The sequence below is a fragment of the Brevibacillus sp. JNUCC-41 genome, from assembly GCF_014844095.1.
Lineage (GTDB): Bacteria > Bacillota > Bacilli > Bacillales > DSM-1321 > Peribacillus > Peribacillus aracenensis.
In genome coordinates this window covers 576,698-596,780 of the sequence record NZ_CP062163.1, presented here as the reverse complement: position 1 = coordinate 596,780, position 20,083 = coordinate 576,698, and the positions used below count along the sequence as shown (strand labels likewise).

Here is a 20,083-nt window from a genome sequence, read left to right as displayed (position 1 = left end):
TTTTTGTGATTTGGCGCTAAACCTCAATGATGATCGGAAGGATCATTGGTTTTTTCTTAGTTTGAGTAAAGAGGTATTGCCCCAGTTCCTTCTTTATGGTTTGTTTAATGACGTTCCAGCGGTATATTTTTTCACTTTGTAAGTCATTGACCGTTTTCGTGACAAGACGGTTCACATGCCTAAGGAGATCTTCGGAATTTTGAACATAAACAAATCCCCGGGAAATGGTATCGGGTCCTGATACTATTTTTCTTTCCGTCTTGCTTAGTGTGATGACGATCACGAGCATTCCATCTTCGGAAAGCTGCTTACGGTCCCGCAGAACGATTTCTCCAACATCACCGACGCCAACACCATCAACAAAGGTATTGCCTGCAGCGACCTTTCTCGTTTGACGGGCAACGGAGTTTTCAATATCCACCACATCGCCGTTATTGATGATGAAAGTATGCTCCTTCTCCACCCCGACAGACTCAGCTAGCAATCGATGCTGGTGCAACATCCGATACTCACCGTGAATCGGTATGAAATACTTGGGTTTCATCAGTGTAAGCATGAGCTTTAATTCTTCCTGATAGGCATGTCCGGAAACATGCATGCCCGTTACAGTCCCAGAACCGTAAATGACTTTGGCACCAAGTTGAAACAGGTTGTCGATGATGCGTGAAACATCCCGTTCATTTCCGGGTATTGGAGTGGAGGCAAGAATCACTGTATCATCAGGCAATATACTCATATCCCGATAATTCGAACTGGAAAGCCGGGAAAGTGCAGCAAATGGCTCTCCTTGACTTCCTGTACATAAAACCGCGACCCTTTCAGGAGCATATTTATCCACTTCTTGCGGTTGGATAAGCATCCCATCAGGAACCTCGAGGTAGCCGCGTTCAATGGCAACGGATACGACGTTCACCATGCTTCGTCCAATCAGGGCGAGTTTCCGGTTTGTCTTCTGTGCAGCGTTCACAACTTGTTGAACGCGATTGACATTTGAAGCGAAGGTCGAAAGAATGACTTTCCGTTTTGCCTGCATGAAGGCTTCTTCAATATGGCTGCCAACCAGATGCTCCGAGGGGCTTGAGCCCGGGCGTTCAGCGTTCGTGCTTTCAGATAATAAAACCAGTACACCTTCACTCCCGATTTTGGCCATTTTATGAATATCGGGATACTGATCATTCATGGGAGTCAAGTCAAACTTAAAGTCCCCTGTATGAACGACCGTGCCTTCAGGCGTATGCATGGTAACTCCAAGGCAATCGGGTATACTATGATTCGTTTTGAAAAAGTCCAGAACCATCTCCCCAAATTCCAACCTTGAATCCGAATCGATCTGAATTAATTCCGTATCAGCCAAAAGGTTATGTTCTTTTAATTTCAATTCAATCAAACCAAGTGTTAAACGTGTGGCATAAATGGGTACATTCAATTTTTTCAGGAAATAAGGGATCCCGCCAATATGGTCTTCATGCCCATGAGTCACAATTAAAGCGCGGATCTTCTCCTTATTTTCCTGAAGAAAGGAAATATCGGGAATGATCAAATCGACTCCTAATAAACTTTCATCAGGAAACTTAGCCCCACAATCAATAATGACGAGATCGTTAGCATATTGAACCACGTACATGTTTTTACCGATTTCATTCACTCCGCCCAGAGCCAGTATGGACAAAGCATTCTCTTTCGCACTCAAGTAGATAGACCTCCCTTTATGATGATAATGATAGTGTTTCCATAGGTCCCTTTTAAAAAACCAACTCTTTTTTTTAGGCTCTTTTCGTAAAGATTGTTGTTTTTAAAACGAAACGATTTAACGTTAATTGGAGCGCAAGTGCGAGACTCCTGCGGGAGCAGCGGGACAGGTGAGATCCCACAGGCGTTTACGCCGGGGAGGCTCACCGCCCGCCCCGCGGAAAGCGAGTATCAGGAGGGGAAATCAACCACACCGCTTTAAATAGCAACAAAGTATGCGAAAACAGCCTTTTTTTAAAAACAGGGCAATTCAAAAAGCCATAAAAAAAACACCTGCCGTTTTAGGCAGGTGCGTGTATCTTCAATCTTCATAGGCTCAAGCAAGAATTGATGCTTTCTTCAAAAGTCTCAATGTTTGCTTGGACCTTTGATGCATATCCAGTTTTTAAAGTGAGCAGCAAACTTTCTATCAAGAATTTTCGCGGCTTGTCGGACTGCATCAGCTCATCTTGGATAAAGTCGATCAATTCAATGGCTCTTGTTCGATCTTCATCGCAAGGCAAAGCTTTGTTTATCGCTTTTTTCAATTCCGTGGTGGTTTGAAGCAAATCATTATGGCAAGGATCAAGGTTGTTTGTAAAGTTTGGAAACCACTTATCCATTAGTTCCGGGTCAATGATCTGTTCCCCGCTTTCAGCCACTTCATTGACTAAGCGGACAATCCGGTTCATGCAATAGCGGATAATTTGTATGTCCGGTGTACCGGCGGGATTGGCCCGATGGCTAAAATGATTCATGTGGGTCATCATCGAATGAAAGATGATGACGCTATCTAAAAGATAGGGTTTTTTGTTTTCCCCGAATATATCGATAAAACGATTATATATCCAGCGTAAGTTCAACAATACTGTATTATTGATGAATTGTTTTAATTCTTCATCGTTAGAAACACGGACTTCTTCGATCAGGATAAGCAATTTGCTCTGCTTGTTCACCATCATCTGCAAATCAAGCTGCCGGATGAAAACTTCAATATCGGCTGAATCTTGACCAATCAACAGTTTTTCCCTGTCATGGAGAATCTTTGTATAGAAGGAACGGAAAATGGCTATAAATAATTCACCCTTCGAAGGGAAATAATTATAGAATGTACCTTTTGATATACCGCTGCCATCTAAAATGTCCTGGATGGACGTGGCTTGGTAGCCTTTGTCAATAAACAGCTTATGAGCCGTATCGATGACATTCTGCCTTCGATTATTCATCATATCACCTAATTTTCATTATACTGCTTGTATAAAAATAATCGTACTCTATTTTTCATCACAGCACAAACCCTTATTTAAACCAGTAAATTTTTATTGCAAAAAATGAACTAGGGGTATATTATTGATTTTGTGAGATTGGAATATACCGCACGTCTAATAAAATGAACCAATAGTTTGAATGGAGGAATAGATAAAAAGTGAGTACTGCACAAACAAATGAGAAAAAGGGTTCGTATGGCATTTTGGCCATACTGATGGTCGGGGCGTTTATATCGATTTTGAATTCAACCCTTTTAAATATTGCACTGCCATCAATCCAAACAGACCTGGGAGTCGAGACTTCCACAGTCCAATGGCTGACAACGGGCTATATGCTCGTGAACGGAATCATGATTCCGACAACTGCCTTCTTAATAAGAAAATATTCGGTGCGTAATTTGTTCCTGACAGCCATGCTCCTATTCTCAATCGGGACGATCGTTGCAGGTGTAGCGCATGTATTCCCGCTATTATTGAGCGCACGTATGGTTCAGGCTGCCGGTTCGGCAATCATGATGCCATTATTAATGAACGTACTTTTAACTTCTTTCCCTGTTGAAAAACGGGGCTCGGCAATGGGATTATTCGGTTTGGTCATGATGTTTGCCCCTGCAATCGGGCCGACGCTTTCAGGCTGGATCATCGAACATTATGATTGGAGAATGCTATTCCATTTCATTACTCCGCTAGCCTTACTAGTGCTTATTTTCGGCTTCTTTAAACTTAAAGACCACAAGGAAAAAGTCGATATCTCAATTGATAAAATATCGGTCATCCTTTCAAGCTTAGGCTTCGGCGGTTTGCTTTACGGATTCAGTTCGGCAGGCAGCAAAGGCTGGGACAGCCCGTGGGTATACGGAACACTGGTAGTCGGTGCCATCTCCCTGATCCTTTTCATAACACGCCAGCTTAAAATGGAAACACCAATGCTTGAGTTCAAGATCTTCAAGCACCCGATGTTCGCTTTATCCGCAACGATCTCAATCGTACTGAACATGGCGATGTTCTCGGGGATGATCTTAATTCCGATGTACACACAAACAGTACGTGGCATTTCACCATTCGATTCTGGATTACTGATGCTTCCAGGTGCGTTATTAATGGCCCTCATGTCACCGGTTACCGGTAAGCTTTTCGATAAATTCGGTGCCCGCATCCTTGCTTCAATCGGTTTGCTTATCACCGTGGTAACTACGTATTTGCTAAGTAAATTATCAATGGAAACTACGTATACAGAAATTGTAATCCTGTTTTCCGTTCGTTCCTTCGGGATGTCAATGTCCATGATGCCGATCATGACAAATGGCTTGAACTCGCTGCCAGCCCGCATGAACCCGCATGGTACGGCCATGAATAACACACTGAACCAAATTTCCGGTGCGGTCGGTACGGCATTGCTCGTTACGGTCATGTCTAACCGTGCAGCTTCTACTGCCGAAGATTTAATGACGAAAGCGATGAGCAAATTAACAAGCCAGCCCACCGCTGAGATGATGGGCCAAATGAAAGCCCAAATCGGGATGCAGGCAATGCTGGATGGAATTAACTTCTCCTTCTTTGTATCTACCTTCATTGCCGGTGTGGCGCTGATTCTGGCATTATTCATTAAGCGTGCTTGGCCGGCTGAAGAAAAACCAGCTGTGAAAAAAGATCAAACCGCTTAAAGGAAACAATAAAGCCCTATGTCACCTGAATCGTTCAGGCAGCATAGGGCTTTTTCTTTTAGGCTCTTTTCGTAAAGGTTGTTGTTTTTAAAACGAAACGATTTAAGGTTGATTGGAGCGCAAGTGCGAGACTCCTGCGGGAGCAGCGGGACAGGTGAGACCCCACAGGCGTTTACGCCGAGGAGGCTCACGGACCGCCCCGCGGAAAGCGAGCATCTGGAGGGGAAATCAACCACACCGCTTTACTTGGTAAATAGCAACAACGTATGCTAAAACAGCCTTCTTTTAAGTTCAGCCGACTTAATCAGTAAGCTTTACCCATGCGCTTTTTTACATCAAGATGTCACTTCCTCTGAAGCTGCTTTTGCATGCTGGATATGACTGGCCATCCAGCCAATGATCGCTGCCGAAACGAGATAGGCTAATAAGATCCAAATCTGCGTTTGCAAGTTTTCCCAGCCGCCTAGTGAGATGACCTCTTGAAGTTCCTTTAATGAGTGGGCCATAGGTAAAAGTTGACCGATTTTCGTCAATAATGACATGCCCAGTTCGCCTGGGAATGTTCCGCCGCAGGTCGCCAATTGGAACACGAGAAGGGTCACGGCTGCGAATTTGCCCACCACTCCGAATACGGTCACCAACATAAGAATGAATGTCATGAAGGTAAATGAAACGATGATGCTTGATAGAATGAATACAGGGACACTGGCCACGTGTAAATGGAATCCAAGAAGGACGACTGCATCCACTAGAAGTGCCTGTATCAAGCCGATTACATATACGAGCAATAATTTATTCGTGAAATGAACGGTTCCGGTAACCTTAAGATTCTGCCTGCGGCCAAGCGGCAAGATATTGGAAGCCATGATGCCGCCTACATAAAAGGCCAATGACAGAAAATAAGGGGCAATCCCGGTTCCGTAGTTAGGTACTTCAGATAAATTGGATTGGACCAATTGTACGGGCTCAGAGAACATCGAAGTTGTCGAATCGTCGTACTGAAGACTGGCCGTTTTATCGGCGGCTTCATTAAGCTTGGTGGATAATTTGCTTGAACCCGTTTCCAGTGAAGCCAGTCCGTCTTGAAGTTCCGTCGATCCACTGGCTAGCCGGCTGCTTCCGCCGGCTAGTGAATCGATTCCGGCATGTAGAGTGGAGAAACCATTTTTCCATTTAAATAATCCATTCGCCAATTCTTCAGAACCCTCGTTTAATTGCTCGGCACCAGAGGTAGCTTGTGCCATTTTATTACCAAAGGCATTCATCCCGGTTTGAACGGTTGCTTGTCCATCAGCCACTTTGGCAGCACCTTCGCCCAATTGCTTTTGATTGGCATGTAAAGTGGCGGCTGTTTTGGATAAACCTTCCGATAGGGCAATGATTTGCTTGAAGTCTTGATCCTTTATTGCATCAGGATGACTTTTCATATAGGCATCCAATTGTTTCTTTAGAGTATTCGTTGTATCGGCAGCCTGTTCTTGCCCTTGCATCAATTTTGCATTTCCGGCTGACCAGTTCTCAACACCCTTACTTACTTCCTTCATCCCATTTTCCAATGAGTCCTGTGCATCAGATAGCTGCTTCATGCCAGATTGCAAGTTGTGGGAACCTGTTGCTAATCCTTTCGCACCATCCGTTAGGGCTTCTTGTCCGTCCAAGAGCTTGTTGCCTCCTGTTTGCAGCTTCTGAGCGCCTTCATTCAAATTCTGGATGCCATCATTCAATTTCTCACTGCCACTTTTCGCATCCGCCGTTCCTTGATGAAGTGTTTCCGCTCCATCTCCGGCTTCCGCCAAGCCATTAGAAACGTCCTGGAACTTCGAAAGTATGCCTTCAGAATAGACTTTCGTGATGCTTGCGTTGATTTTTGCCGTCATTTTTTCAACAGCAGTGGAGCTGATCTGTGAGGCAACGAAGTTCTTACCTGGATTGACAGTATACAAAAGTTTAGCCGTTTCCGGTTTTTTATCCATTAAAGTCGTGACATTTTGCGAAAAATCTTCCGGAATCGTGACTACCATATAATAGGTACCTTCCTTAAGACCCGTATTTGCCTCCTTTGCCGTGACAAAGTGAAAATCCAATTCTTTCTGCTTTTTCAATTGTTCAACGAAATCCTCTCCAGCCTCCACTGGCTTATCGTCCATTTTTGAACCATTATCGAGATTGACCACTGCCACAGGGAGCTGATCCAACTTTCCATAAGGGTTCCAATATCCTGCCAAGAAGAAACCTGAGTAAATCAATGGAACGACCAAAAGGAAAATCAAGGCGATTCTCCCGTGTTTATGTTTCCACATTGCTTTTATATCTTGAAATACAAGTTGTAAACCTTTCATTATTTGAGCCTGCCCTTTCTAACTAAGAGATTATTTCATCATAATGGCTTTTTTAGATACTGTATAATACATAATTGATTATGTAATAATAGATTTAAATCTATGTGAAAAGAGTGGGAAAATGGAAATATTACAGCTCCAGTACTTTCAAACCGTAGCACGGTTGGAACATATGACGAAGGCTGCGGAACAACTTCAGATTGCTCAGCCATCCCTCAGTAAAACCATATCCCGGCTTGAAGAGGATTTGGGAGTCGCACTGTTCGATAGGGAACACCGGAAAATCAAGCTCAATGCCGCCGGACGAATTTTCTTGAACCGTGTTGAACGCGCTTTTGCGGAACTGAATGAAGGGAGGCGCGAAATAGTGGAATTAACTGACCAAGACCAAAAGAGCATCACCTTGGCCGTTACCATTCCGAGGGTCCTGCCGGATTTATTGGGGACATTTTTATCTCAATACCCGGATGTCCGTTTTCAACAATTCCTAAAATCCATATCATCCATGAAGCAGCTTCTAATAGAAGGGGAAATTGATTATTGCATATCATCCGTTCCGATTGAAGGCCCAGACTTAAAGTGGGAACCGCTGATCACCGAAGAAATATACTTGATCGTGCCTCCCAATCACCGGCTGGCAGGCAGGGAAAGCATTACACTTCAAGAAGTGAAAGATGAACCATTCATCAGTATGAACACAGGCTTCGGGTTCCGCAGCCTCACCGATCAATTTTGCCTCGAAGCGGGATTCGTCCAGCACATCGCATTTGAAGGAGATGAACCTGCTGTCATCTCGGACCTTGTCAGGAAAGGGTTGGGAGTCGCCTTCGTATCCGAGCTGACATGGCTTCATCAAACCGGTTCATTATCCCATAAAATCCGGATAACCGAACCTGCTTGTCAAAGAACGATAGGGCTCGGCTGGTCAGAAAAACGCTACTTCACCCCAGTAGCCAAGCAATTTCGGTTATTTGTCATGGATTACTTCGCGGCCGCCAAATCCGCCAGACCAAAGGATCAATAAATGTGGGAAAGGTCGAAATAATCGGATTAAGACAGGAATGAATAGCTGTTAGGGCGAATTAATGGGTCAAGGCATAAAAAGTATAATTTAATTATCGTGAACATAGTATTTTAGGAGGTTTTCTTAAATAGATCGGGTTCAAAAGACCAATGCAGATCCTAGGAGATGAATGGAGATGGAAATACGGGTTAATCAAATTGAATTGAATGGACACACGTTTCAATACCGGGAGAGCGGGGATGTTTCTGCACCGCCGGTTGTTGTTCTTCATGCGCTGGGCAAAAGTGCAGAGTCATGGGATCAAGTGGCTGCCGCATTAGGTGAAAATTATCGTGTATTGGCTCTAGATCAACGGGGACACGGTGGGAGTGCGAGAACTAGTACATACACTTTCGAATTGATGTGCGATGATTTGCTTCATTTTGCGGATGCGCTGAATTTGGAAGGGTTTTCCCTAATAGGGCATTCCATGGGAGGGACAGTTTCCTATCTTTTTTCGCAATCTTTTCCTTCGAGGATAGATAGGTTGATTGTCGAAGATACGCCTCCACCTTTCTCGGATGAACCAATAGAGATTCCTTCCCAACCTTCTGGCCCTCTGCCGTTTGATTGGCAGGTTGTGCCTTCGATCCTACAGCAGCTTAATGAACCCGAACCCGAATGGTGGGCACGCCTTACCGATATTATGATTCCGACGCTTGTTATAGGGGGAGGGTCGAGCCATATCCCCCAAAATAAATTGCAGGAAGTTTCCGAGCTTATTCCGAATTGCGAATTGGTGACGATAGAGGATGCAGGACACTTTGTGCATGAAGATAATTTATCAGCTTTCTTGTCTACCGTAACAAGGTTTCTTTCCAAAGGGCAGGCGTATTAATGAGAAGGAGGGGTGCCGATGCAGCCCTCTTATTCCTGCTTAAATGTATGGTTTATTTTATAGACGGCATTTACCGATTTATTATTAATGATTTCCAGTAACTGTTCAGCCATATAGTCAGCGCTGTATTTAAAGCCGGTGTTGACCCATTCGATGATCATGCCTAATATCGCATATGCTTGGTAACTGGAGGCAAGTTCTGTATTGATCTTGGGATTCGGCCGGTAATCTTCTAGGTCTTCCAATGGAAGTTTCTTTAATTCATCACAAATCCTTTCCAGTAAAGTAGGCCATGCATTCGACTTTAGGATGAGGGTATAAATGTTTGCATAATTAGCTACATGTTCAAATATTTTGACCACTGAAGCTGTTAGTTCATTGATGGTGAAAGTTTCAACATTTTTATAAGGTTCCCGGTAAGATATGATCAAATCCGCAATTACATCCTCCATGACCTCTTCAAGCAGTTCCTCTTTATACTGATAGTGTTTGTAAAATGTACCTCGATTAAGGTCGGCGCGTTCTACAATGTCAGTAATCGATATTTCCCTGAAATCCTTGTTTTGCATTAATGATATGAGAGAATCTTTCAAAGCCAGTTTGGATTTCCTGATCCTTCTATCAATCCCAGTGTTATTATTGGACATTTTCTTCACCCTTTGTTGGTTATTGTGCTTTTAATGAACATAATGAATACTTTTTGTTCATTGTTCAACATCAAGGTCATCATTTGCTGATTGTATAAGCCTATTGAAACTAATTATACTATAAAGGAAGTAAGTTAATGAACATCTGTACGATAAGTATCACTTCACTAGAATGAATGGGGGAGTTCAAATGAAATTACAAGACAAAGTTGCAGTAGTGACAGGCGCAGCATCCGGCATGGGGAAACAAATCGCTATAGATTATGCTAGAGAAGGGGCTAAAGTCGTCGTATCGGATTTAAATCTTGATGGTGCGAATGAGACGGTAGAAGAAATAAAGGCGAATGGCGGTATGGCTTTTGCCATTAAAACGAACGTAGCGGTGGAGGAAGATATTCAACATTTGATCGATACCACGGTAAGTACGTATGGTACGGTGGATATTTTGGTGAATAACGCGGGTATCATGGATGGCATGGAACCTGCTGGAGACATTGAAGATTCTAGGTGGGATCGGATTTTTGCCATTAACACGACAAGCGTCATGCGTTCGACTAGAAAAGTATTGCCGATCTTTTTGGAAAAACAAAAAGGGGTCATCATCAATATTGCTTCTGCTGGCGGTTTGCACGGTGCTCGAGCGGGCGCAGCATACACTGCCTCTAAGCACGCAGTGGTTGGGTTCACAAAAAACACGGGTTTCATGTATGCCAATAAAGGGATTCGCTGCAATGCAATAGCACCAGGCGGGGTTGAAACCAACATCGGTTCCAGCATGACGAGCATCAATGAGTTCGGCATCTCTCGCCAACAATTGGGTATGGCCATCAATCCACGCAATGGCAAACCTGAGGAAATCGCTAAAGTGGCTTTGTTCCTTGCTTCAGACGATTCCAGTTTTGTTAATGGCACGGTCATCACGGCAGATGCTGGTTGGAGTGCATATTAAGCCGTAAATGAACAAGAGGATGGTCAAGAGAACTTGGGACTGATTCATGCATTCCTGCTAGTAAGCAGGGATGCATTTTTTTGAGTGGAGACTTGGATGGGGATCGGGAGGTTTCGACTTCATCGGGGATCATTTTCATTTCAATCGAAAGTGGATAAGTGGGGGCTGGATAGATCAACTACTATCCAGTTTTTTCTCAATAAGAATGATGCTATCAATTGGATTTAAAAGATAAGTTGAACTCTGAAATCTTGGAAGCAAAATAGGTTCCCTGAAAAAATCCACTTTCCCTATGAAATTGGATCACTGCGATTACGTCCATCCATCTTCCACACAAACGATACATTAATTTGCGTGAGAATATTGAAGGACTTTCTGACGGACGTAATCAAGGTGCTTGTACATTTGACTGAATGCTTCATGTGGATCATGTGCTGCAAGTGCCGCATAGATGGCTTTATGATACTTTACAGTCAGTTCCCGTTCCCTGAATTGTATCAGGCTATTTATTTTATTATGGGTAATCAATAAGGAATCGATCATGCCTTCAATAATGGGATTGTTCGCACTTAAAGCAATGATCTTGTGGAATTCTTTATCGGCCTCTCCATAATCGTTGTCTTCACTATTGGCAATCGTGTCAATCGTAACTTGCAGTTTCTCCAGTTGTTCGTCTGTGATCTTCTCGGCAGCCATAGTTACCAGTCCCAACTCCAATGCCATTCGCGCTTCGATGATCGCTGGTAAATTATCCGTAGCCAGCGCCAGCATGACAGAGAATGGATGTGTACCGATTTTATCGTTAAAAAAGGTTCCTTCACGCGTTTTCCGTGTAATGACTCCTAGTGTATCAAGTGCACTGAGTGCCTCCCGTAAAACAGGCCGGCTTACTTCAAGTTCTTTCATAAGTTCCATTTCAGGAGGCAGTTTGTCGCCTGCTTTCATTTGTCCGCTGACGAGCAGATGCACGATTTGATCCACGACTTGTTGTGAAAGAGTGTTGCGATGTACCGATTGTACGCCTAATTTCTTTGACGATTCTTCCATTGTGTAACCCCTTTTCTGTTAAATCCTATATGTATTCATACTGTAAGACTAATTATATAATATAATACACTTATTTGCATGTAAGGAAGGGAAGAGCCATACCCAAAAAAAGTAAAATGCGCCGCTCTAAAGAGAGAGACGCACGCATTGTTGGAAAAAATCATCTGACAAGGCAAGGTGATTTTGGATTGAACTCCCATCCGGAGATCAGGTATTGCATCGCCATTGAATCATCACGGGCACCAAGTCCTTTTTGTTTATAAAGCTGATGTGCCTTCTCGATTTGTTCCATATCCACTTCAATTCCAAGTCCGGGCTTGGAAGGGACATCGACCATACCGCCGACTATTTTAAAAGGTTCTTTCGTCAAACGCTGCCCATCCTGCCAAATCCAATGGGTATCGATCGCAGTGATTTTTCCTGGTGCGGCCGCAGCAACGTGTGTAAACATGGCAAGCGAAATGTCAAAGTGATTATTCGAGTGTGATCCCCATGTCAATCCCCAGTCGTTGCACATTTGAGCGACACGGACGGAGCCTTGCATCGTCCAAAAATGTGGATCGGCAAGAGGGATGTCCACGGATTGAAGTTGAATGGAGTGCCCCATTTGCCTCCAGTCCGTTGCAATCATATTAGTAGCGGTCGGAAGGCCCGTTGCGCGCCTGAATTCCGTCATGATTTCCCGGGCGGAAAAACCATTTTCCGCTCCGCATGGATCCTCCGCATAGGCTAAGACATGATATTGATCCCGGCAAAGTTCAATCGCATCCTTAAGCATCCAGCCGCCATTTGGGTCAAGGGTGATCCTGGCTTCAGGGAAGCGTTCCGCAAGAGCCGTCACCGCTTCGATTTCTTCTTCCCCGCGCAAAACTCCGCCTTTCAGTTTAAAATCATTGAATCCATAGCGAGAGTGGGCGGCTTCGGCCAAGCGGACAATTGATTCAGGTGTGAGCGCTTCCTCATGACGGAGGCGAATCCAATCATCTTCCGCTTCAGGCTCGCTTAAATAACCAAGATCCGTTTTATTGCGGTCACCTACATAAAATAGGTAGCCCAGCATTTCCACCTTATCACGCTGCTGTCCTTCGCCGAGAAGGGCTGCAACTGGAACACCTAAATATTGGCCGACTAAATCCAGAAGTGCCGCTTCCAATGCTGTTACGGCATGGATGGCTATACGGAGATCGAACGTCTGAAGGCCGCGGCCTCCCGCATCCCGGTCCGCGAACTGCTTACGGATGGTATTCAGAATGTTGTTGTATGTCCCAATGGACTGGCCGACAACCAATTGTTTGGCATCTTCGAGCGTCCGGCGGATTTTTTCGCCTCCGGGAACTTCACCTACACCTGTATTACCCGCATTGTCCTTCAGAATGACAATGTTCCGGGTGAAATAAGGAGCATGGGCACCGCTCAAATTCAGCAGCATGCCGTCATGGCCAGCAACTGGAATAACGCTCATTTCTGAAATTACCGGTGTGCCGATTTTTACATGATCCTTAAGCATTTGATCGTTCATGATTCTTCCCCCTACCAGAATATTTAGTTGACTATGATTTTAACTCTACACGTTTGATTTCACCAACAAGGAATAAATAGCTGCAGACTGCGACAAGAGCATTGGCACATACGAAGACCAGCGCCCCATTAAATGATCCTGTCGTGGCAATGATGTATCCGATGATAATCGGTGTTGTAATGCCTGCAATGTTACCGAATGTGTTGAAGAGCCCGCCACTGACACCGGACATTTCCTTTGGTGAGGTATCGGCCACTACCGCCCAGCCGAGTGCCCCAAATCCTTTACCGAAAAACGCAAGGGCCATAACGAATATAACCACCCATTCCGTATCTACATAGTTTGCAGCTACCAAGCTCATCGATAGAACCATCCCCACAACAATGGGCACTTTTCGTGCGACAGTCAATGAGAATCCCTTCCGTAACAAGAAATCCGAGAATGTCCCTCCGAGAATGCCGCCAAAAAACCCACAAATGGCTGGAAGGGAAGCGACGAGTCCAACTTCAAGAATGGTCATCCCTCTTTCTTGTACAAGGTACACAGGAAACCATGTCAGGAAAAAGTACGTTAACGTTGTAATGCAATATTGACCGAGATAAACACCTAACAGCATACGGTTTGATAAAAGCTGCTTAATATTATTCCAGTTGACGCCTTTCTTTTCTTCCTTTTTTGCAGTGGTTTGATCCATATTGATCAAAGCGCCGCCTGCTTCGATATATTCAAGCTCAGCTTTGTTGATGCGCGGATGTTCCTTTGGGCCATATATCGTTTTCAGCCAGAAGAAAGCGACGATGATTCCTAAAGCGCCCATAAAGAAGAAGACGTATTCCCAACCAAACTTATACGTAATGTAACCCATGATCGGTGCAAAGAGGACGGTTGCAAAATACTGGGCTGAATTGAAAGTGGCAGCCGCGGTTCCGCGTTCATGGCTTGGGAACCAGGTAGCAACGATGCGGCTGTTGGCCGGGAAGGAAGGAGCCTCTGCCAATCCAACTAAAAAACGCAGTCCGAACAATACCATGACAGCCGTTCCGGCAGAGCCGAGAAATCCGATAAACCCTTGTAAAAGCGTAAAGGTAGACCATAGCGTGATACTCCAAAAGTAAACTTTTTTTGAGCCAAAACGGTCCAAAAGCCATCCACCCGGAATTTGTCCAGCTACGTAAGACCATGCAAAAGCGGAGAAAACATAGCCCATCATGACTGAATCGAGACCAAGCTGACCAGACATGTCCGTACCTGCGATTGATAGCGTCGCACGATCCGCATAATTCAGAGCTGTAACCAAAAATAGCATGAAGACAATGAACCATCGTGTCCGTGTTTTTTTCTGGGCATACGGCAGTTTAGGAGATGTTTGAAAAACTTTTTCTTCAGCGTTCATATACTCACTTCCTTAAACGTATTTAATTATACTTTTTGGTTGTTACCGCTTACAATGTCGGCTGCGTCTCCCTTCGTGAAAATTCTTAATATTTAGTTTTGTCCAATGGTAAGACAAATAAAATTGTTTGTCAATCGCTTTTTTTATAAATCTTTTTTCATTTTAGCTCCTTAATGATCGTGCTTTTTTGTATATATTTGAAGCGAAATTATTATGGGATAAGGTGGTGGGTTGATTTTTCAGAAAATAAAAAAAATACGATTGACCAGAAGGTGTATTTGTCTTACAATAAAACAATAATACACAAGGGGGAATACAAGATGAATAAAATTCGCAAGGCGCCTAAAGGGATCCTCGGATTTCCCGTGGCACCATTTACAACGAGTAATAAGCTTGATGAAAATGCACTCGCCCGAAATATCCAATTTTTACTAGATGAAGGACTCGAGGCTATTTTCGTAGCATGTGCAGCAGCGGAATATCCATCATTAAGTAAAGAGGAATATGAAGCGATGGTTGAGGTGGCCGTATCCGTCACGGCTGGAAAAGTCCCTGTATACACAGGGGTAGGCGGGAATATTCAAACTTCCCTGGAACTTGCCAGAATATCAGCGGATAAAGGGGCAGACGGATATTTAATATTACCTCCATATCTTGTTACTGGAGAACAGGCAGGTCTGGCGGCTTATTTCAAAGCGATCGCAGAGAGTACAGACTTGAATTCCATAGTATATCAGCGTGATAATGTTTCACTTTCAATTTCAACTTTGGAAGCGCTCGCGGAGGTCCCGCAGGTGGTCGGCGTCAAAGACGGTCTAGGCAATATGGAGTTGAATGGACTTCTTACATATACCTTCGGAAAGCGTTTCGGCTGGCTGAACGGAATGCCGCTTGCGGAAGTTACCATGTCGGCCTACGTTCCACTCGGCTTTGACTCTTACTCATCTGCGATATCCAATTACATTCCGCACATCTCACGAAAATTCTATAATGGCATTTTGAGCGGAAATCAAGAAACGGTCAAAGAAATTTACCAACAGGTCATCATGCCAATCAATAATATTCGCCGTCAGCGAAAAGGGTATGCCGTTTCTCTCATTAAAGCAGGTATGGAGATTATGGGAATGCCAGTTGGGCAAACAGTCAGATTACCAATTCTTCCGGTGGAAAAAGAACATTATGCAGAAATGCAAACGATATTAGAGAATGCTTTAGATCGTTTTCCAAAAGAAACACCAATTCAATCAATCTAATAAGGGCGGGATTATAGATGATAACTACAGTTCAAACAAAAACGTATCTTAACTATATTAACGGTGAATGGGTTGCTTCCATTTCAAATGAAGTTGAAAAAAGTTTAAACCCGGCAGATAATCAGGCAATTGTCGGATATGTACAGAAATCTGCCAAGGAAGATTTGAACCTGGCAGTGGAAGCGGCGAAAAAGGCGAAAGATAAATGGCGCAAACTAGCTGGTTCAGAGCGCGGGGAGTATCTATATAAAGTAGCGCATATTCTTGAAAAGCGGATTGATGAAATCGCAGAATGTGCAACACGGGAAATGGGTAAGACCTTTGCGGAAACAAAAGGGGAAACGGCACGCGGTATTGCGATCCTGAAATACTATGCAGGAGAAGGAATGCGTAAAGTGGGGGATGTCATTCCATCCACCGACAGTTCAGCGCTTATGTTCACGACACGTGTCCCGCTTGGTGTAGTGGGTGTCATTACACCTTGGAATTTCCCAATCGCCATCCCGATCTGGAAGATGGCTCCTGCTCTCGTTTATGGGAATACGATTGTGGTGAAGCCAGCCACCGAGACGGCCATCACCTGTGCGAAGATCATGGAGTGTTTTGAAGAAGCCGGTCTACCGGCGGGTGTTATCAATATGGTCACAGGGCCGGGCAGTGTCATCGGGCAGGGCATCGCCGATCACGAAGATATAAACGGCATTACCTTTACCGGCTCAAACGGCGTTGGGAAAAGGATTGGACAAGCGGCGATAGCACGCGGAGCGAAATACCAGCTTGAAATGGGCGGGAAAAACCCGGTCATCGTTGCAGCGGATGCGGATCTAAATCTGGCTGTAGAAGCAGTCATTACCGGCGCGTTTCGCTCGACGGGGCAAAAATGTACCGCGACAAGCCGTGTCATCGTTGCAGCTGAAGTTTATGAAGAGTTCAAGCAGCTGCTGGTGAAAGAAACGAAAGGCATTTCCATCGGGGATGGATTGGATAGCGGGACATGGATGGGACCATGCGCTAGCGAAAATCAATTAAATACGGTTCTTTCTTATATCGAAAAGGGAGTCGAGGAAGGCGCTGCACTTCTAACTGGCGGAAAGCGTGCTGAAAAAGGCACTCAGGCTAATGGCTTTTATGTAGAGCCTACGATTTTTGATAACTGTACGTCAGATATGACAATTGTACAGGAAGAAATCTTTGGTCCGGTGATTGCTTTATTGAAAGCTGATTCAGTTGATGAAGCCCTGCAACTTGCGAACAGCGTCGAATACGGTCTTAGTGCTTCGATTTTTACAGCCAATATCCAACACTTGCTTTCATTTGTTAACGATATGGAAGCCGGATTGATCAGGGTCAACGCTGAGAGCGCAGGCGTTGAATTGCAGGCGCCATTTGGCGGCATGAAAAACTCCAGTTCCCACTCCAGGGAACAAGGAGAAGCAGCAAAAGAGTTTTTTACATCCATTAAAACGGTGTTTGTAAAATAATATAACGTGAATGCGATCAATGGATAACGCTTTCGAATGAATGATTAAAGAACTTATGAAGTTAATGAACCTGGAAGGAAGTTCAATGATGAAATCGCATTCCAATCATGATATGGCAGACTGCGATAAAATTCATTTGCTTTCATCACTTTATCTAAGCCCTTACTTTATTACGAAGAGTAAAAATAAAAGATATTAAATTTTTCTGAAAAATTAAGCGAAATAAAGAGGAAGCGTATGACAACGCATCAGCAATGAGACTGAACATCCTAAAAAAACCAATGTGCGTGGTTGCATGGTGTATTGCTCATAGGAGCTCTATCCTGCATTTTCATAGTAAATAAACCTGAAAGAATCGTATTGATAGCTAAAAATTAAAGGCTCTTTTCGTTAAGATTGTTGTTTTTAAAACGAGACTATTTAAGGTTGATTGGAGTGGAAATGCGAGACTCCTGCGGGAGCAGCGGGACAGGTGAAAGGCCGAGGAGGCTCACCGCACGCCCCGTGGAAAGCGAGCATCTGGAGGGGAAATCAACCACACCGCATTACTTGGTAAATAGCAACAAAGTATGCGAAAACACTCAAATTAAAAGAAAACGAACTTTTGAAAAATGAAGATTCCCAATAGCATAAGGAATATAATTGAAGCCATTTAAAAAGCTACATTTATATCCATAACAGACAAGTATGCTAGCTTTATTATATTGAAAGGGTTGGTAAAGTGGATACGAAAACGCAGCTGACGGAGGTACCGCTTTATATTAAGGTAAATAGGCTAGACAATGTCGCCATCGTGGTTAATACGGGGGGCCTGGATCAAGGAACCGTTTTCCCTTGTGGGCTTGAATTGAAAGAAAGAGTACCACAAGGCCACAAAGTGGCTTTAATGGATATAGTCGAGAATGAAGCCATCATCCGCTATGGGGAAGTTATCGGCCATGCGGCTGAATCAATCAGTAAGGGATGTTGGATTGACGAGTCATTGGTGATGCTTCCGGCTTCTCCGGATTTAAAGGAATTGCCGGTAGCAAATGATATACCCGAAGTTTTACCCCCGCTTGAAGGTTATACATTTCAGGGATTCCGCAATGAAGATGGCAGTGTTGGAACCAAGAATATATTAGGCATTACAACAAGCGTTCAATGTGTAGTGGGCGTGCTGGATTTCGTCGTGAACCGGATAAAAAAAGAGCTTCTCCCGAGGTATCCCAATGTTGATGATGTTGTCGCCATAAATCACAACTATGGGTGCGGTGTCGCAATCAATGTACCGGAAGCGGTCATTCCCATTCGCACGATACAGAACCTTGCGAAACACCCGAATTTCGGCGGGGAAGCCTTGGTAGTTGGATTGGGGTGTGAAAAACTGTCTCCAATGAGAATAAATCCAAGCGGGGACGATTCAGATATCATTTCCCTTCAGGATCAGCATGGATTTGCGGGAATGGTCCAATCCATTATCGAAATGGCCGAGGAACGTTTAATCAAGTTGAACCGCAGGCAGCGGGAGACGTTTCCGGTTTCCGAATTAGTCATCGGCACGCAGTGTGGAGGAAGTGATGCATTTTCTGGTGTGACAGCTAACCCTGCAGTGGGATATGCTACAGATCTGTTAGTTAGGGCAGGGGCAACCGTTCTATTTTCTGAAGTCACAGAAGTACGGGATGCGATTCATCTATTGACGCCCCGTGCAGTGAATGAAGAAGTGGGGAGAGCGTTAATAAAGGAAATGGATTGGTATGATAACTACCTGGCTTTAGGTGATGCCGATCGAAGTGCCAATCCGTCTCCAGGAAACAAAAAAGGCGGATTGGCCAATGTAGTGGAAAAATCATTAGGCTCCATTGCCAAATCCGGAGGCAGCCCCATTTCAGGCGTACTGGCTCCAGGTGAAAAAGCAACGGAAAAAGGGCTGATTTTTGCAGCTACACCAGCTAGTGACTTCGTTTGCGGAACGCTGCAGCTCGCTTCCGGCATGCACCTTCAAGTTTTTACAACCGGAAGAGGCACACCTTATAACCTGGCAATGGCTTCCGTCATCAAAGTATCTACAAGAAATACATTGACCGAGCAATGGAAAGATCTGATTGATATAAATGCAGGAACTATCGCTACAGGTGAAGCAACCATAGAGGATGTCGGGTGGGAAATGTTTCACCTCATATTGGAAGTGGCCAGCGGTAAAAAGAAAACCTGGGCAGAGCATTGGGGCCTGCATAATGATTTTGCCCTGTTCAATCCTGCGCCAATTACCTAATAATGATGTTACTTAAGAAGGACTTCCTTTTAAAAGGGGTCCTTTTTTGTTGGTCCAATTTTTTTCCTCCAGAAAAGAGGACCGCCTAACTTTTAGTTGAAGTTATTAATGAACGATCGGTTAACCAGCATAATGAAAAAAGAGCAATACTGTACAGGAGGGATATCATGGTAACATTCAGGAATGCGACGGTAAAAGACTTAAGTGAAATAGTACGGATGCTAGCGGATGATGTGTTGGGGAGGGAAAGGGAACGCTATGAAAATCCACTTCCTGAAAGCTATCTAAAAGCATTTGCATCCATTGATGCAGATGAGAATAATGAATTGATCGTAGCATGTCTTGGTGAGGAAATCGTTGGGGTGCAGCAAATCACGTTCACTCCATATATTACCCATCAAGGCGGTTGGAGAGCAACGATCGAAGGGGTTCGGACGGCATCTTCAGAACGAGGGAAAGGCATTGGAAGCAAGTTGATTCAATATGCGATTGACCGTGCCCGGAAGCGGGGCTGCCATATCATTCAGCTGACGACCGATAAAAAGCGGGAAGAAACGCTGCGATTTTATGAACGTTTAGGATTCAACGCCACTCATGAAGGCATGAAAATGAAGCTTTAATTCACCGTCTTTTGACC

Annotated in this window: 15 protein-coding genes; 8 read left to right on the top strand and 7 right to left on the bottom strand. The window is 44.3% G+C overall.

The features are described 5' to 3' along the window. Positions 1-16: 16 nt before the first annotated feature. Both JNUCC41_RS02920 and JNUCC41_RS02915 read right to left on the bottom strand, forming a co-directional pair. A complete protein-coding gene (locus JNUCC41_RS02920; RefSeq protein WP_192206299.1) occupies positions 17-1,690 on the bottom strand; it encodes a ribonuclease J in 1,674 nt (557 codons plus the stop codon). 367 nt (positions 1,691-2,057) lie between these two features. Then, a complete protein-coding gene (locus JNUCC41_RS02915) occupies positions 2,058-2,957 on the bottom strand; it encodes a TetR/AcrR family transcriptional regulator (RefSeq protein ID WP_192206298.1) in 900 nt (299 codons plus the stop codon). A 197-nt stretch (positions 2,958-3,154) separates the two neighbouring features. Between JNUCC41_RS02915 and JNUCC41_RS02910 the strand changes: the two genes are divergently transcribed. Then, complete coding sequence (locus JNUCC41_RS02910; protein WP_370662560.1) at positions 3,155-4,660, top strand: DHA2 family efflux MFS transporter permease subunit; 1,506 nt, start codon at positions 3,155-3,157, stop codon at positions 4,658-4,660. Between the two features lie 335 nt (positions 4,661-4,995). Here JNUCC41_RS02910 and JNUCC41_RS02905 read toward each other — a convergent pair whose 3' ends face one another. Then, on the bottom strand, positions 4,996-6,999 hold the full coding sequence (locus tag JNUCC41_RS02905) for a YhgE/Pip family protein (protein ID WP_192206297.1): 2,004 nt from the start codon (positions 6,997-6,999) through the stop codon (positions 4,996-4,998). A 121-nt stretch (positions 7,000-7,120) separates the two neighbouring features. Here JNUCC41_RS02905 and JNUCC41_RS02900 point away from each other — a divergent pair, with 121 nt between their 5' ends. Both JNUCC41_RS02900 and JNUCC41_RS02895 read left to right on the top strand, forming a co-directional pair. Next, a complete protein-coding gene (locus JNUCC41_RS02900) occupies positions 7,121-8,023 on the top strand; it encodes a LysR family transcriptional regulator (protein WP_192206296.1) in 903 nt (300 codons plus the stop codon). Positions 8,024-8,198: 175 nt separating this feature from the next. Next, entirely contained in the window at positions 8,199-8,900 is a 702-nt protein-coding gene (locus tag JNUCC41_RS02895) for an alpha/beta fold hydrolase (RefSeq protein ID WP_192206295.1), read from the top strand. Positions 8,901-8,929: 29 nt separating this feature from the next. Here JNUCC41_RS02895 and JNUCC41_RS02890 read toward each other — a convergent pair whose 3' ends face one another. Beyond that, complete coding sequence (locus tag JNUCC41_RS02890) at positions 8,930-9,547, bottom strand: TetR/AcrR family transcriptional regulator (protein WP_192206294.1); 618 nt, start codon at positions 9,545-9,547, stop codon at positions 8,930-8,932. A gap of 190 nt (positions 9,548-9,737) precedes the next feature. Between JNUCC41_RS02890 and JNUCC41_RS02885 the strand changes: the two genes are divergently transcribed. After that, a complete protein-coding gene (locus JNUCC41_RS02885; RefSeq protein WP_192206293.1) occupies positions 9,738-10,496 on the top strand; it encodes an SDR family oxidoreductase in 759 nt (252 codons plus the stop codon). Positions 10,497-10,841: 345 nt separating this feature from the next. Here the strand turns inward: JNUCC41_RS02885 and JNUCC41_RS02880 are convergent, their stop codons facing one another. The 3 genes from JNUCC41_RS02880 to JNUCC41_RS02870 form a co-directional block, all read right to left on the bottom strand. After that, on the bottom strand, positions 10,842-11,543 hold the full coding sequence (locus JNUCC41_RS02880) for a FadR/GntR family transcriptional regulator (protein ID WP_063232459.1): 702 nt from the start codon (positions 11,541-11,543) through the stop codon (positions 10,842-10,844). A 160-nt stretch (positions 11,544-11,703) separates the two neighbouring features. Further along, the gene (gene gudD / locus JNUCC41_RS02875) at positions 11,704-13,062 is read right to left on the bottom strand and encodes a glucarate dehydratase (protein ID WP_192206292.1); all 1,359 of its coding nucleotides are present in this window, start codon (positions 13,060-13,062) and stop codon (positions 11,704-11,706) included. Between the two features lie 31 nt (positions 13,063-13,093). Next, positions 13,094-14,455, bottom strand: coding sequence for an MFS transporter (locus tag JNUCC41_RS02870; RefSeq protein WP_192206291.1), 1,362 nt, complete (start codon positions 14,453-14,455; stop codon positions 13,094-13,096). A 320-nt stretch (positions 14,456-14,775) separates the two neighbouring features. Between JNUCC41_RS02870 and kdgD the strand changes: the two genes are divergently transcribed. The 4 genes from kdgD to JNUCC41_RS02850 all read left to right on the top strand — a co-directional run bounded on the left by kdgD (position 14,776) and on the right by JNUCC41_RS02850 (position 20,066). Further along, positions 14,776-15,708: a 5-dehydro-4-deoxyglucarate dehydratase gene (kdgD, locus tag JNUCC41_RS02865; RefSeq protein ID WP_192206290.1), complete on the top strand. Its 933-nt coding sequence runs from the start codon at positions 14,776-14,778 to the stop codon at positions 15,706-15,708. Between the two features lie 17 nt (positions 15,709-15,725). Then, positions 15,726-17,189, top strand: a complete 1,464-nt coding sequence (gucD, locus tag JNUCC41_RS02860; RefSeq protein WP_192206289.1) for an alpha-ketoglutaric semialdehyde dehydrogenase GucD — start codon at positions 15,726-15,728, stop codon at positions 17,187-17,189. Positions 17,190-17,910: 721 nt separating this feature from the next. Then, positions 17,911-19,446: a galactarate dehydratase gene (garD, locus tag JNUCC41_RS02855; protein WP_192206288.1), complete on the top strand. Its 1,536-nt coding sequence runs from the start codon at positions 17,911-17,913 to the stop codon at positions 19,444-19,446. A gap of 167 nt (positions 19,447-19,613) precedes the next feature. Further along, positions 19,614-20,066 (top strand): GNAT family N-acetyltransferase, encoded by a 453-nt coding sequence (locus JNUCC41_RS02850; protein WP_192206287.1) that lies wholly within the window; start codon positions 19,614-19,616, stop codon positions 20,064-20,066. The last annotated feature ends 17 nt before the right edge of the window (positions 20,067-20,083 follow it).